Source organism: Aeromonas sp. sif2433, assembly GCF_019218705.1.
Taxonomy (GTDB): Bacteria; Pseudomonadota; Gammaproteobacteria; order Enterobacterales; family Aeromonadaceae; genus Aeromonas; species Aeromonas encheleia.
The window spans coordinates 235,554-250,547 of sequence record NZ_JAHUXD010000005.1; the positions used below are offsets into that span (position 1 = coordinate 235,554).

General features: G+C 61.6%; 12 protein-coding genes. 3 read left to right on the forward strand and 9 right to left on the reverse strand.

Features of this window, described 5'->3' with window-relative positions; genetic code table 11:
• Positions 1 to 83: 83 nt before the first annotated feature.
• The 4 genes from emrD to KW825_RS10060 all read right to left on the reverse strand — a co-directional run bounded on the left by emrD (position 84) and on the right by KW825_RS10060 (position 3,612).
• Positions 84 to 1,283 carry a multidrug efflux MFS transporter EmrD gene (emrD, locus tag KW825_RS10045; RefSeq protein ID WP_218329101.1) on the reverse strand — a complete coding sequence of 400 codons (1,200 nt, stop codon included), beginning with the start codon at positions 1,281 to 1,283 and terminating at the stop codon, positions 84 to 86.
• Positions 1,284 to 1,732: 449 nt separating this feature from the next.
• A complete protein-coding gene (locus tag KW825_RS10050) occupies positions 1,733 to 2,398 on the reverse strand; it encodes a glutathione S-transferase family protein (RefSeq protein WP_218290894.1) in 666 nt (221 codons plus the stop codon).
• Between the two features lie 17 nt (positions 2,399 to 2,415).
• Positions 2,416 to 3,024 (reverse strand): glutathione S-transferase family protein, encoded by a 609-nt coding sequence (locus tag KW825_RS10055; protein WP_218329102.1) that lies wholly within the window; start codon positions 3,022 to 3,024, stop codon positions 2,416 to 2,418.
• Positions 3,025 to 3,153: 129 nt separating this feature from the next.
• Positions 3,154 to 3,612, reverse strand: coding sequence for a hypothetical protein (locus tag KW825_RS10060; protein ID WP_218329103.1), 459 nt, complete (start codon positions 3,610 to 3,612; stop codon positions 3,154 to 3,156).
• A 200-nt stretch (positions 3,613 to 3,812) separates the two neighbouring features.
• On the opposite strand from KW825_RS10060, the gene suhB reads away from it, so the two are divergent.
• Positions 3,813 to 4,616 (forward strand): inositol-1-monophosphatase, encoded by an 804-nt coding sequence (suhB, locus tag KW825_RS10065; protein WP_042652443.1) that lies wholly within the window; start codon positions 3,813 to 3,815, stop codon positions 4,614 to 4,616.
• Positions 4,617 to 4,781: 165 nt separating this feature from the next.
• On the opposite strand, the gene KW825_RS10070 is transcribed toward suhB, so the two are convergent.
• A complete protein-coding gene (locus tag KW825_RS10070; RefSeq protein WP_218329104.1) occupies positions 4,782 to 5,657 on the reverse strand; it encodes an OmpA family protein in 876 nt (291 codons plus the stop codon).
• A 230-nt stretch (positions 5,658 to 5,887) separates the two neighbouring features.
• Here KW825_RS10070 and rnt point away from each other — a divergent pair, with 230 nt between their 5' ends.
• Positions 5,888 to 6,550 (forward strand): ribonuclease T, encoded by a 663-nt coding sequence (gene rnt / locus KW825_RS10075; RefSeq protein ID WP_042652445.1) that lies wholly within the window; start codon positions 5,888 to 5,890, stop codon positions 6,548 to 6,550.
• 271 nt (positions 6,551 to 6,821) lie between these two features.
• Positions 6,822 to 8,144 carry a Na+/H+ antiporter family protein gene (locus tag KW825_RS10080; RefSeq protein WP_218290891.1) on the forward strand — a complete coding sequence of 441 codons (1,323 nt, stop codon included), beginning with the start codon at positions 6,822 to 6,824 and terminating at the stop codon, positions 8,142 to 8,144.
• 516 nt (positions 8,145 to 8,660) lie between these two features.
• Here KW825_RS10080 and KW825_RS10085 read toward each other — a convergent pair.
• From KW825_RS10085 to KW825_RS10100, 4 genes are all read right to left on the reverse strand, one after another.
• Entirely contained in the window at positions 8,661 to 10,565 is a 1,905-nt protein-coding gene (locus KW825_RS10085; protein WP_218329105.1) for a DEAD/DEAH box helicase, read from the reverse strand.
• A 181-nt stretch (positions 10,566 to 10,746) separates the two neighbouring features.
• Positions 10,747 to 11,208, reverse strand: a complete 462-nt coding sequence (locus tag KW825_RS10090; RefSeq protein WP_218329106.1) for a hotdog fold thioesterase — start codon at positions 11,206 to 11,208, stop codon at positions 10,747 to 10,749.
• A gap of 110 nt (positions 11,209 to 11,318) precedes the next feature.
• Positions 11,319 to 11,807: a hypothetical protein gene (locus KW825_RS10095; protein WP_218329107.1), complete on the reverse strand. Its 489-nt coding sequence runs from the start codon at positions 11,805 to 11,807 to the stop codon at positions 11,319 to 11,321.
• A complete protein-coding gene (locus tag KW825_RS10100) occupies positions 11,807 to 14,878 on the reverse strand; it encodes an FAD-binding and (Fe-S)-binding domain-containing protein (RefSeq protein WP_218329108.1) in 3,072 nt (1,023 codons plus the stop codon). The genes KW825_RS10095 and KW825_RS10100 overlap by 1 nt, the downstream gene beginning before the upstream one ends.
• Between the last annotated feature and the right edge of the window lie 116 nt (positions 14,879 to 14,994).

Genomic DNA, 14,994 nt, shown 5'->3' on the forward strand with positions numbered 1-14,994 from the left:
GCGGCCCTCTCCTTCCTGCTGCCAACCCAGCGCAATAAAAAGCCCGCCGACGAGGGCGGGCTCTTCACCTATCTTCGATGCACTCAGACGGCCATCTGCTCGTGGGGCGAGCCATGGTGGCGCAGCCAGGTGAAGCTCAGCACCACCAGCAACACCATCAGCGTCATGATGGCGCCCAGGGTTACCTGCCCCTCCATCGGGAAGCAGGCGGCCAGCAGGGTGACTATACCCGCCCCCAGGTTCTGCATCCCCCCCAGGATGGCGCCGGCGGTCCCCGCCTGCCCCGGGAAGGGCTCGATGGCGCAGGAGGTGGCGGTCGGGTAGAGGATGCCGCTGCCGATGAAGTAGACAGCCGCGCCGCCCACCAGGGAGGCCGCGCTCACCAGCCCGAACAGGCCAGGCACCAGGATGATGAGCGAGCCCAGCGCCAGGAAGGCGATGCCAAGGCGCATCAGCTTGCCCTGGCTCAGGCGGAAGCTCAGCTTGGCGGAGAGCCAGGCGCCGAACAGGTAGCCGGGCAGCGGCAGCACGAACAGCACGCTCACGGTACGCGCGCTCAGTTTCAGTACGTCGCCGAGCAGCACGCCCGCCGCCGCCTCAAACACCGCCAGGCCGGCGAAGGTCGCCATCAGACAGAGCAGGTTGCCCTGGAAGCGCGGGTTGCCGAGCACGTGGCGATAGGCGGCACCGACCCGCAGTGGCTGCTGACGTGCGGTCACCGGCAGGGTCTCGCCAAACCAGGCCAGCAGGGCCAGGGTGGTCAGGGCGCCGAAGCCGAACAGGAACCAGTAACCGGCGCGCCAGTTGAACAGCTCGGTCAACCAGCCACCCAGCACGGGCGCCAGCAGCGGGGAGAAGATCACCCCCATGCTCACCAGGCTGTTGGCCCGGTTCAGCTCGGCGCCGCTGTAGCGATCGCGCATTACGGTGCGGCTCATGGCACCACCGGCACCTGTGCCCAGCCCCTGAATGAAGCTGCCGATCAGCAGCGCCATGAAGCTCGGGATCAGCTGGATGGTCAGGGTACCCACCAGAAACACCATCATGCCGATGAGCAACACCGGACGACGGCCGATGCGATCCGACAGCGGGCCATAGACAAACTGGGAGAGCCCGTACGGGATGAGGTAACAAGCCATCACCGCCTGCAGCTGGCCGGAGGCCACATCGAAGTCCCCCGCCATCATGGGAATGGAGGGCACATACAGGGTCTGGGTCATCTGACCCACCGCGACCATCAGAATGGTCAGAAGAAACAGGGGGTAAAAACTGTGCCGATACATATCTCAGTCCCGCAAATCATCAAAAAGCTGCCGCACCCCTGGCAGATAGCTGCGGAGGGGATCCAAACAAGGGTCAATCAAGGGTAAAAAAACAAGGCGGAGAACCCGCACCGGCCGGGAGCAGGACGCTCCCTTGGCTTGCGTGAATCTTAGTGATTCAGCTCACAAAAAACGAACGAATCTTTATAATCAGCTTTCCCTAGTTTTTCTAATATAACTATCTCTATGCCCCTTTCCGGCTCGCCAAATCAAGGCGTTATCTGCTCGGCGACCTGGCCTGTTCATGGCGGGCCTGATGACTACGAGAGCCGCACGCGGCCATGGGCAGAGAGGCCGTGGATCATGGGTCCGGGGCATCGGGGACGGGAGTTGTTCAGGCAAAATCGGATGACGGGCGGAATAGAAAGAACAGATAAAAGAGATGGCCCCATGACGGGGCCATCTTGACCTCAGCGGGTCATCATCTGCTGCACCCGCTTGGCCGCCTCTTCAGGCGTCTCTTCCTTGCGGGGCGGAATGTTGACCCCCTTCTGACACGCGGGCTTGGCGGCCATCCGCTCCATCCAGGCCTGCAGATGAGGCAGGCCGTCGATGGAAATCCCGCTCCAGTCATGGATCCGCACCCAAGGCCAGGTGGCGATGTCGGCGATGCTGTACTCGTCGGCCAGGTACTCGTGATGGGCCAGATGGACGTCCAGCACCTCAAACAGGCGGCGCCCCTCCTTCTGATAGCGTTCGATGGCCGCCGGGATCTTCTCCGGGAAGTAACGGTAGAAGACGTTGGCCTGCCCCATCATGGGGCCGACCCCGCCCATCTGGAACATCAGCCACTGGATGGCCTGGGAGCGGCGCTTGGGGTCCTGCGGCAACAGCTTGCCCGCCTTCTCCGCCAGATAGAGCAGGATGGCGCCGGACTCAAACACGGCGAAGTCACCGTTGTCCCGATCGACGATGGCCGGGATGCGGCCATTGGGGTTGATCGCCAGAAAGTCGGGCTGCTTCTGATCCAGCGCCGACAGGTCGAGCGGGATCACTCGGTAGGGAAGGCCCAGCTCTTCGAGGGCAATGCTGACCTTGAAGCCATTGGGGGTTGCTGCGGTATAGAGATCGATCATCGTGGGCTCCTTGTGATTCAAGCCTGGGCACTTGGACGGGCGCTGACCCGCTCATGCCAGTCCTGCAAATGCAATTGGTTGGGGGCGATACGCAGTCCGACCACCTTGCCAAAATCTATGGTACAGAGGGTCAGGATATCGGCGATGGTGAAGCGCTCTCCCGCCACATAGGGGACCTCGGCCAGCCGCTCGTCCAGCTTGCCAAACCAGGCCAGCGCGTTCAGCTTGCACTCCTCCCCCCATTCAGGAAAGGTAGTCTCGCGATCCTTGTAGAACCCGGTGATGTGGCGAAACGCCATGCCGGTGGGCAGCCAGAGGTTGAACTCGATGAAACGGCTCCACATCTCTATGGTCGCGCGCTCCAGTGGCGTGGTACCGAACAGGTTAGGGTCGGGATAGAGCTCCTCGAAGTAGCGGCAGATGGCCAGGGTCTCGCTGATATGGGTGCCGTCATCGAGTTCCAGCACCGGGATGCGTCCGGCCGGGTTCTTGGCCAGAAACGCCGGGCTCAGGTTCTCCCCTGCCCCCAGGTCCACTTGCTGATAGGTCATCTCGACCCCCTTCTCCGCCAGAAACATCCTGACCCGGCGGGCGTTGGGGGCGCGCTTGAGCTCATACACCTTCATCTCATTCTCCGTTGATCGCCATCCTGTTCGCCGTGTCCGTCGACCCTGAGAGTGACACAGAGCAGCGGCGCAATACCGGTCAGTTATGACAAATATTGCGCCGCTTGAACAGTCCATCAGTGGAGATAACTAGCTGAGCAGCCCCGCGGATTGGCGCTGGCGCAGCAGGGTGAGACGGGCCAGCAGGGGGAAATAGGACTCCAGCTTGCTCTGCAGCACACGGCTGCAGGCGGGATCCGCCAGCTCGGCCTCATCCAGCACAATGCCGTTGGAGACGAAATAGAAACGCGGATCCCGCACATCCGGCCCCTGGGTGGGCAGGTTGTCGGCCTGACGGCTCACTCGCAGCGGCAGGACGGGCAGACCCAGAGGTGCATTGCCGGGCGGCCAGGCAAACTCGGGCCAGGCAACATCATCCTCTTCCTGCAACAGGATGGCGGCCTCCCCCGGCTCCGGCCGCCATTGTGCCGGTTGAACGACGCGCACCTCGTCGACGCAATGACCCTCACCACTGACGGCTTGCAACGCGATCAGCACTCCCTGTGCCGTCGCAGCCGATGGTTTTTGACTGATTAATGACAGATTCATGGTTCATATCCCTATGCTCACCACAGCCTGTTATTCAGCTGCCGCGATAAGACTAGACCAAAAAGAGCCTTTATTGGAGCCGTCAGATCTGGCAATCGTCAACGCGCAGGAACCCATGTATAACGGTTGCCATTCCTGAATATCCTGATAAGATACCGCGTCCTTTTGTCCCCCGTTCTTTAACATCCAGTGGTGAACCTATGCATCCGATGCTGAATATCGCCGTGCGCGCTGCGCGCAACGCCGGTCAAGTTGTAGTAAAAGCCTTCTCCCAGCCTGAGAATATCGAGGCTATCCAGAAAGGCAGCCATGACTTCGTGACCAACGTTGACCGTGAAGCCGAAGCGGCCATCATTCACACCATCAAAAAATCTTACCCGGAACACAGCATCATCGCTGAAGAGTCTGGTGAGATTGCCGGTACCAATCCGGACTACCAATGGATCATTGACCCACTGGATGGCACGACCAACCTGGTCAAAGGCATTCCGCACTTTGCCGTCTCCATCGCCCTGCGCGTCAAGGGCAAGACCGAACAAGCCGTCGTTTACGATCCTATCCGTGACGAGCTGTTTACCTCGACTCGTGGTAACGGCGCCCAGCTGAACGGCTACCGCATCCGTGTCGGCAAGGCCAAAGAGATGGCTGGCACCGTACTGGCGACCGGTTTCCCGTTCAAGCAGAAGCACCACATCGAACCCTATCTGAAGATGTTCCAGAGCATGTTCATCGAGTGTGCCGATATCCGTCGCGCCGGCTCCCCCGCGCTGGATCTGGCCTATGTGGCCGCCGGCCGCATCGACGGCTACTGGGAAATCGGCCTCAAGCCTTGGGAAACTGCCGCCGGTGAGCTGCTGGCCAAGGAAGCCGGTGCCATCGTCACCGACTTCGTCGGTGGTCACAACTACGAAAACTCCGGCAACATTGTGGTTGCCAACCCGCGCGTCCTGAAAGAGATGCTCGGCAAGATCCGCGAGAACCTGCCGGACTCCCTGGCCAAATAAGCCGGCGTTTTCCAATAAAAAGCCAGTCAGCTCAGCTGACTGGCTTTTTTTATGGCCGTCGTACGGGAAGAACATGCCTTCGAAGGCAACGAGGCACAAGCGGCGACAAGCGGCGACATGAGACAGCCTGGGATAGGCAGAGAGGATAAGAGGCGGCGCCGTCACTCAGATGGTGCCGTTGCGCCCCATGTTGATCACCACGCGCCGGTTCTTGGCACGGCCACCTTCGGTTTCGTTGGATGCCACGTGTTGCTTCTCACCGTGCCCCTCCACCGAGATCTTGCCCTCCTCGACGCCAAGATCCATAAACACCTGCTTGATGGCGTCGGCCCGCTTCTCGGAGAGCTTCTGATTGGGCCAGCGCCCGCCATAGCTGTCGCTGTAGGCGTCGATCACCACCACGTCTATGCTCTTGTCCGCCTTCAGATACTCGCCGATCATCGCCAGCCGCCGCTTGGAGGCGGGCGACAACTCGTCGCTGTTCTTGTCATAGGAGAGCACGCTGAACGCGATGTCGTTGAAGTTGTAAGGCAGCAGGCCGCTCAGGCAGTCCATGAAGGCCTGGTATTTAACTCTGAAGTTGACCGAGGAGAGCGACACCCGCACCGGCCTGTCCTGGCGATACCAGTCGCGATACTGGAAGGTGGGCATGCGCCCCCCCTCCAGCTCATCCAGCATGGTCCAGGCGGTCTGGCCGGCCACCAGGCCGTCAAACTGCTGGTAGAACTGCAGCTGGCTGATCTCGCGGCCAGCCACGCCAGGTCGCCAGATGGGGGGCATGATGCCGAGGCTCACTCGCTGGGTTCGCGCCTGGGGCCGTTGCCCCTTCAGCTCGAAATCCAGGTTGATCTTGCGACCGGCACGGCTGACGAAGGCCCCCGTGCCCCAGCGGGGAATGGGGTGCTCGAGGCGACACTCCACCTGGGTGTCCGAGGTCAAACGCCAGACGGATTGATCCAGGCCGGCACCAAATTCGGTGACCCCCGCCTGCAACTGCATACTCACTGATATGCTGACCAACCCTAACACCCAAGCATTCAACGGCTTGCCCTCCATACGATCTCGGATTAGGTATCGGCAGGGGCTGGGCAAGCTTTAGCAACAAACCAATGTGGCCTGAGGAGAAAAGCCGAGCGAGTGGCCTCAGACTGGCAAGCGGCAGTGCATCGGCCAAAAATCGCGGGCCAGGCCGCCGCTGACCGGTCGTCCGGGGGGACAAGGGCGCGCTTTTTTGCCATAATGCCGCCTTCTTTCACGCCGACCGAGATACCATGACCGACGCCGTTCACACCCTCAAGGGCCGCTTTCGTGGCTTCTACCCCGTCGTCATCGATGTTGAAACCGCCGGGTTCAATGCCAGCACCGACGCCCTGCTGGAGATCGCCGCCTATACCCTCAAGATGGATGAGCAGGGCTGGCTCCTGCCCGATCAGGTCTTTCATTTTCATGTCGAGCCATTCGAAGGCGCCAACCTGGAGAAGGCGGCGCTGGAGTTTACCGGCATCGATCCCTTCAATCCGCTGCGCGGTGCCGTCAGCGAGAGAGAAGCGCTGACCGAGATCTTCAAGGGCATTCGCAAGGGAATGAAGGAGCACGACTGCGGCCGCGCCATCATAGTGGCCCACAACGCCACCTTCGATCACGGCTTCGTGATGGCCGCCGCCGAGCGGGCCGGCCTCAAGCGCAATCCGTTCCACCCCTTCGCCACCTTCGATACCGCCGCCCTCTCCGGCCTGGCCCTGGGCCAGACGGTGCTGGCCAAGGCGTGTCAGAGCGCCCGCATCCCGTTTGACAACAAAGAGGCGCACTCCGCCCTGTATGACACCGAGCGCACCACCGAGCTGTTCTGTCATATCGTCAACCGCTGGAAGAGTCTGGGCGGCTGGCCACCGGTCAACCCGGATGAAGTTCCCGCCGACGACAGCCCCCAGTAGTCGCGCCGGAGCATGAGAAAGAGGCTGCCATGGCAGCCTCTTTCCATGAGGCCGCTGGGCACCGTCTCATGCCATCTGGTTCGACCAGAACGGCATAAACAGGGCCATCCAGCACCGTTTTTAGCATTCCATCCCGGCCATTCCGGATTAGCTCGGCAGGAATGCCGTGAAGAGGCTATTTTGCCGATTTTTTTCTCGACATTTGTCACGTTTTTCGCAAACTAGCTGACTTTCACACGACAGACAGCAACACAATCTATAAGGAAATCAAATGAATCCTGTTGTTATCGCGGTTGCGCTGATGCTGGTGCTCAGCCTGCTGCGGATCAATGTGGTGGTCTCTCTCGCCATCGGCGCCATCGTGGGCGGCCTGGTCGGCGGACTCTCACTGGAGACGACGCTCAGCACCTTCAGTGGTGGCCTGGGTGGCGGCGCCGAGATCGCCCTCTCCTATGCCATGCTGGGGGCCTTCGCGGTTGCCATCTCCCGCTCCGGGATCACCGACTTGCTGGCCCGCAAGGTGATCAGTCAGCTGGGCAAGGATGCCAGTACCTCTCGCATCCTCTGGGTCAAGACCCTGCTGCTCTCCTCCGTGCTGGGGGTCTCCATCTCCTCCCAGAACCTGATCCCGGTACACATCGCCTTCATTCCCATCCTGATCCCGCCGCTGTTGCACGTCATGGCCCAGATGCAGATCGATCGCCGCCAGGTGGCCTGCGTCATCACCTTCGGCCTGACCGCGACCTACATGCTGTTGCCGGTGGGCTTTGGTGGCATCTTCCTCAACAACATCCTGGCCAAGAACCTGATCGATAACGGCGTGCCGGTCGAGCATGGCCAGCTGCCGCTGGCGATGGCCATTCCGGTGCTGGGCATGTTTATCGGCCTGCTGATCGCGGTCTTCATCACCTACCGCAAGCCACGCCAGTATGATCTGGAGAAGATCCTGGCCGCCGAGCCGGAGACGGTCGAGCTCAACCTCAACCACATCTGGGTCGCCCTGCTGGCCATCGCCGTCGCCCTGGGGCTGCAGCTGATGACCAACAGCATCGTACTCGGTGCCCTGGCCGGCTTCGTCATCTTCACCTGTGGCGGCGTCATCAAGTTCCGCGAGAGCCAGGATGCCTTCACCCAGGGCGTGCGCATGATGTCCCTCATCGGTTTCATCATGATCTCCGCCGCCGGCTTTGCCGCCGTGATGAAAGAGACCCATGGGGTGGAGAGCCTGGTGCAATCCGTCTCTGCGGTGATCGGGGATCAGAAAGGGCTCGCCGCCTTCCTGATGCTGCTGGTTGGCCTGCTGATCACCATGGGGATAGGTTCCTCCTTCTCCACCGTGCCCATCATCGCCACCATCTATGTGCCGCTGTGCATCCACCTCGGCTTCTCCCCCATGGCCACCATCGCCCTGGTGGGGGCCGCCGGTGCGCTGGGGGATGCGGGCTCTCCCGCCTCCGACTCGACCCTGGGCCCGACCTCGGGCCTCAACGCCGATGGTCAGCACGATCACATCTGGGACAGCGTGGTGCCCACCTTCATCCACTACAACATCCCGCTCATCATCTTCGGCTGGATTGCCGCCATGGTGCTCTGAGTCAGCAATAAGATAGCTGCATACGAAAAGGCGACCACAGGGTCGCCTTTTTTGTCTCTACAGGGAGGCACCTCGGCCTAATGAGATGGCCGAGCGGACTCCCTCCTGCTCACCCAGAGAGGTGCCTGGATTAGCCAACAACCCCCTTGCTCCCTACTGCTGCTACCTTGATCCCTACTGCCCTACTGCCCTACTGCCCTACTGCCCTACTGCCCTACTGCCAACCTAGCACAGCCCCTCAGAGGACCATTCCAGCTATAAATAGGGAGCGAGCAGGCCCCTCGCCGCCTCCCTCTGGCCATAGCTGAGTGGCTCATGGGCGATCAGGGCACAATCCCCTCAAACCCAGCAAAACGCCCCTGCTCCTCTTCTGCCATCGCCGCTCACGGGATACGAGATGAAGAGAGCCCCCGTTGGCGTAGAGAAGATAAGAGCGGCTCAGCCTTCCCACCACCCTGGCCAATGTCCATAAAAAAGGCCGCTCGATGAGCGGCCTTTTATCAGTGCGATCTGGACTTAGCTGTCGCGGCGCTTGGGGCCACCGAACTTGCGATCCTTGTTGAAGCCACCTTCACGGCGCTCCCCGCTCTTGTTGAACGGACGGTCACCGCTGGGACGACGATCCTTGTTGAAAGGGCGGTCCTTGTTGAAGGCGGGACGATCGCTGGACGGACGGGGAGCAGTGTTGCTACCGGCCGGCACTTCGGTGTAGTGGCTGATCTGCAGCGGACGCTGACAGACACGGGCCTTCTTGATCACTTCCAGCACATCAGCGGTCATGCCCTTGGGCAGATCGACGGTGGAGAAGTCATCGGCGATATCGATGTTACCGATGAAACGGCTCTCGATGTTCGCTTCGTTGGCGATGGCGCCAACGATCTGGCCCGGCTTGACACCGTGGTTAGCACCCACGTCTACGCGGTAACGCTCCATCTCTACGTCAGGATTGTCTTTGAGCGGACGCGGCTCCAGGGACGGCATGCGACGGGCAGGACGATCACCACGGTCGGCGAAATCACGGGGAGCACGATCACCGAAGTCACGGCGCTCGAACTCACGGCCAGCACGATCGCTTGCCGGTTCAGTGATGGAGTCATCCAGCAGCAGCGGTTGGTCACCCTGCACCAGCTTGGCCAGGGCGGCAGCCAGCTCCAGCGGATCGGCAGAATCTTCTTCGATCAGCTCGTTCACCAGGTTCACGTAGATCTCAAGCTCTTCGCCCATCATGGTTTCCCGGATGCGCTCCTTGAACTTGGTCATGCGGTGCTGGTTGATGTCCTCGGTGCTCGGCATCTTCATCGGCTCGATGGCCTGACGAGTAGCGTGCTCGATGGCGCGCAGCATGCGGCGCTCGCGGGGAGCCACGAACAGGATGGCCTCACCCTTACGACCGGCACGGCCGGTACGGCCGATACGGTGAACGTAGGATTCGGTATCGTACGGAATGTCGTAGTTCACCACGTGAGTGATGCGCTCGACGTCCAGACCACGGGCGACGACGTCGGTGGCGATCAGGATGTCCAGCTGGCCTTGACGCAGCTTGTCGACGGTACGCTCACGCAGCTTCTGCGGAATGTCACCGTGCAGGGCTTCACAGGCGTGACCACGGGCGGCCAGCTTGCCGGCCAGCTCTTCGGCCGCGTTCTTGGTGCGCACGAAGACCAGCACAGCCTCGTACGGTTCCACTTCCAGCAGACGGGTCATGGCGTCCAGCTTGTGCAGACCGGTTACCTGCCAGTAGCGCTGGCGGATGGTCGGTGCAGTGGACGTCTTGGTGATGATCTTGATCTCTTTGGGCTGCTTCAGGTGCTTCTGGGCAACACGACGGATCTGGTCCGGCATGGTGGCAGAGAACAGGGCAACCTGACGGGTGGCCGGGCACTGTTCCATGATCCAGTCCACGTCGTCGATGAAGCCCATACGCAGCATTTCATCGGCTTCGTCCAGAACCAGGGCTTTCAGGCCGGAGAGGTCCAGGTTCTTGCGACGGATCAGATCCATCACACGGCCCGGGGTACCGACGACAACCTGAGCACCACGACGCAGCGCGCGGGTCTGGGTTTCGTAAGAGGAACCACCGTAGATAGGCAGAACATGGAAGTCAGGCATGTGCTTGGCGTAACGTTGGCACGCCTCGGCAACCTGCAGCGCCAGTTCACGAGTCGGTGCCAGCACCAAAACCTGGGTATTGCGGTTACCAGCTTCCAGACGGGAGAGCAGAGGCAAGGCAAAAGCAGCGGTCTTCCCTGTACCGGTTTGCGCCTGCCCCAGCAGATCGTGTCCCGCCATCAGGTGGGGGATTGCTGCGGCCTGGATCGGTGACGGGCGCTCATAGCCCACGTCTTGCAGCGCTTTCAATACAGGCGCGGCCAGTCCAAGCTCACTAAAAAGGGGCATTTGTTCGGTATGGGTATCAGACATAGATTCTTCCAGAGTAAGGCAGGCGGCTAAGCACCGCGGAATAGCAAAAAGGCGGCGATTATAGCGCCACTTTGTTCTGCTGTCTTGAAAAATGTGATAAGCCTCTCAAGACGTTGGCAATTATAGAGGGATCTTGCGACTATGGCTTGCTTATTTTTCACTACTGATGCGTTATTGCAGATCACTCCTCGCTGGAGTCCTTGCCCCGCTTGTGTTTGAGCACCGCCATGGTCAGTCGACTGGTGCACAATAAACGCGCCCTTTCATCCCGAATTTCAATCTGCCAGACCTGGGTCGTGGCCCCCAGATGCAGGGGCGAACAGCGCCCTGTCACCACCCCTTCCCGCTTGGCCCGCAGATGGTTGGCGTTGACCTCCAGCCCCACACAGTAGCTATCCGGCCCGACCGCCATATTGGCCGCCAAGGATCCGAGGGTTTCCGCCAGCACCACGGAGGCGCCGCCGTGCAGCATGCCGAGCGGCTGATGGGTGCGGTGATCCACCGGCATGGTGGCCTCCAGCCAGTCGGGACCAAAGGCCGTGTAGCGGATGTCGAGATGGGCCATCAGGGTATTGCGGGAGCTGGCATTGAGCCCGTCGAGGCTCATGGGCTTGCGCCAGATGGGGGCGATATCTTGGTTCATGACGAGATGACTCCTTGTATGATCAATGGGTTGAAACATGCTGCGTCAGAGAGAACGCACAAGAAGAGATGCCCCGCAGTGCAGGGCATCCGGCAAAAATGATAACCGACTCACCAGGGGTAGGTCACCCCTGGCCACTCGGCCCAGGGCAGCTCCCGCCCCGGCAGACGCGGGGCTGACCAGCGCCACGTCTTGCCAAGCCAGGCGCGCAACTCGCGCTCCAGCTCGCCATCGCTGAGCGGTGCCTCGGCCACCTTCCAGAAGAACAGCTCCACCTCCACCTCCGGCAACACCGAGGGGTAGAGATAGACGCCTCCCCAGAACTGGGGCTCCCGCTCCGGACTCCAGAGGCCATAGGCGAAGGAGCGCTTGGCCAGAAACTCGGAGCGCTGCCACTCCAGGTCGGCCTCGTGCTGGCCCAGGCTGAAGTGGGCGGAGGGCCAGACATCGTCTGGCCGAAACAGCTGTTGCAGCTGCTGCCGCTCCCGCAACATGGCGACGAACTCCACCACCGCCTGCTCCGGGCTGGTCGGCAGCAGCAGGAAGTGCGGGTGCCGAAAGGCGGGCGGCACCCGGAACCGTTTGGGCAGGCTCAGCATCAGAGCAGTTCCAGCAAGGCCTGCAGCGGGTGCTTGAGTTTCTCCCCTTCCATGCGTTTGACCTGGCTGCGGCAGGAATAGCCGGTGGCGAGGCAGCGGGTTTTCGGCAAGCGGGCCAACGGCTCGGCCCAGCTTAAGGAGTAGATCCCCTTGGAGTTGTCCACCTGCTTGGCGTCGTGACCATAGGTGCCTGCCATGCCGCAGCAACCGACCGAGACCGGCTGCAATTTGGCGCCGAAGCGGCCGAACAGCGTGCTCCAGTCGCCGTGGGTCGAGGGCTTGGCGGTCTTCTCGGTGCAGTGGGCAAACAAATACCAGGGTTCGGCCTGCTCGCCATCCACAACTTTGGCTTCAGGGGCGGGCAAGGTGTCTGTCGGAAGAGAGAGCAGCCACTCCTGGGGCAACAGCACCTGGAAGTCGCCACGGGCGGCGCCCAGCGCCTTCACATACTCATCCCGGTAGCAGAGCACCAGGGAGGGATCCACCCCCACCATGGGGATGCCAAGGGCCGCGATCTTGTTGAGGAACTGGGCACTGTTGGCCGCGGTGCGGGCGAAGGCACGCAGGAATCCCTTCACGTGTTGCGGCTTGCCGTTGGGCTTGAACGGCAGCAGATAGGGTTGATAGCCCAGCTTGCTGGCGAGTCTCACCAGGTCGCGCACCACGGGGGCATCGTAATAGCTGGTGAAGGGATCCTGCACTATGAGCACCACTTTGGCACGCTGCTCTGCCGTCATGGCCTCGAGGCCCGGCAGATCGAAGTAGCGGGCGCGGTGATCGCGCAGGGCGTCGGCCAGGGTCGGCACCGAGAGCAGCGGCACATCCACCATGCCGATGCTCTTCTCGGTCGCCTTCTGGGCCCACTCCTTCTCCAGGAAGAAGTTGACCAGTTTCGGCGCCTTGGCCAGCAGCGGCGCATAACTCTCGACGGTGCCGACGAAGTAATCCTTGGGACCGCGCAGATAGCGGCTGTGATAGAGCTGCATGAAGCGGGCGCGGAAATTGGGCACATCCACCTTGATGGGGCACTGGCTGGTGCACGCCTTGCACGCGAGACACCCCTCCATCGCCTCCATCACCTCGTGGGAGAAGTCATACTGGCCACGGGCGCGGGCCACCGTATTGCGGAACTTGTCGACGATGGCCTTGATGCGCAGTCCGCCGCTTTGCAGCGCCACCTCTTCCGCGAGGGGATCGAAGCCCTGCTCCGCCAGCTGGCGCAGCCATTCGCGCATCAGGCCCGCCCGGCCTTTCGGCGAGTGGCGTCTGTCCTTGCTGATCTTGACCGAGGGGCACATGGGGGAGTCGGTCTCGAAGGTGAAGCAGAGGCCGTTGCCGTTGCAGTCCATGGCGCGGGTGTAGCTTGTCCGCACCGCAATCGGGATCTGGCGGTCGAACTTGCCGCGCTTGGGCCCATCCACCGACACCAGCTCGGCACCGCTGCCATAAGGTATACAAATTTTGCCGGGGTTGATGCGGTTGTCGGGGTCGAAGGCCCCTTTCACCCGCTGCAACTCCTCCCACAGCTCGCCGAAGAAGGCGGGGCTGTACTCGGAGCGAAAGCCCTTGCCGTGCTCGCCCCACATCAGGCCACCATATTTGGCGGTGAGCGCGACCACCTGATCCGAGATGCGGCGCAGCAGCACCTCCTGCTCGGGATCGCACAAGTCCAGCGCCGGCCGCACGTGCAGCACGCCGGCATCGACGTGGCCGAACATGCCGTAGTCGAGGCCATGGCCGTCGAGCAGGGCGCGAAACTCCATGATGAAGTCGGCGAGGGATTCCGGCGGCACTGCGGTATCTTCGGTGAAGGCCACCGGCTTCTTGCGCCCCTCGGCGTTGCCGAGCAGCCCCACCGATTTCTTGCGCATGCCGTAGATGGTCTCGATGCTCGGCAGGTGGCTGCACACCTGATAGCCGATGATGCCGGCCTCGCCGCGCGCCAACAGCCCATCGATGCGCCGGCACAGCTCGGCCACCTTGGTCTGGTGCTCGGTTTCATCGGTGTCGGCAAACTCGACGATGTTGAGCCCCTGCAGATCCTTGCCGGGCACGTCCTCAATGAACGCCTTGACCGAGTGCCAGATGATGTCGGCGCGGGCCAGCCCCAGCACCCGGGAGTCCACCGTCTCCACCGACAGGGCGTGGGCCTGCACCATAAAGGGGGCGTTGCGCAGGGCGGACGGGAAGCTGTCGTACTTGACGTTGACCAGGGTGCGATAGCGCGGAATGGCCGTGATATTGAGTCTGGCCTCGGTGATGAAGCCGAGCGAGCCTTCAGAGCCGCACAACACCCGACTCACATCCAGGGTGTCGCTGTCGGGCTGATAGAGATGCTTGAGATCGTAACCGGTCAGGAAGCGGTTGAGCTTGGGGAAGATCGCCTCTATGTCGGCGCGGCGCTCCTTACCGATGCGGTACAGGGTGCGGTAGATCTCCCCTTCCCGATTCTCGAGGGCCAGCTTGTCGGCAAGACGCGAGCCGGTGACAGGCTCCGTGGTCATGAGATCGCCGTTCTCCAGCACGGCTTTCAAGCCCAGCACGTGATCCGAGGTCTTGCCGTACACCAGGGAGCCCTGCCCCGAGGCATCGGTATTGACCATGCCCCCTAAAGTGGCTCGGTTGGAGGTGGAGAGATCCGGCGAGAAGAAGTAGCCGTGGGGTTTCAAATAGGCGTTGAGCTGATCCTTGATCACCCCGGCCTGGGCCCGTACCCAGCCCTCCTCCAGATTAATTTCCAGGATCTGGTTCATATGGCGCGAGAGATCGACGATAATGCCGCCGCCCAGGGACTGGCCATTGGTGCCGGTGCCGCCGCCGCGAGGGAAAAAACTCAAGGCGGCATAGGCGCTCTCCTGAGCCAACCTGAGCATGACCGCAATGTCATCCGCGCTGCGCGGATAGAGAACCGCCTGAGGTACGACCTGATAGACGCTGTTATCCGTCGCCATCGCCAACCGGCTTGCATAAGACTTTTCGATATCACCACGAAATGCGCTGCGTCCTAGCAACTCAAGAAACTGCAGGGTTGTGGGTGACAAACTGTCCTGGTAATCGAGTCTCGGGATCATGAATCCTTGTTCCCATCCTTTGCTTGATGCCGGAACTCCGGCGACAACGACCGCCAGGCCCGCCTCTATCGGGCTGCCTTGGCCGATCCGCTCACTGAGCGGGCAGTATATCAGCT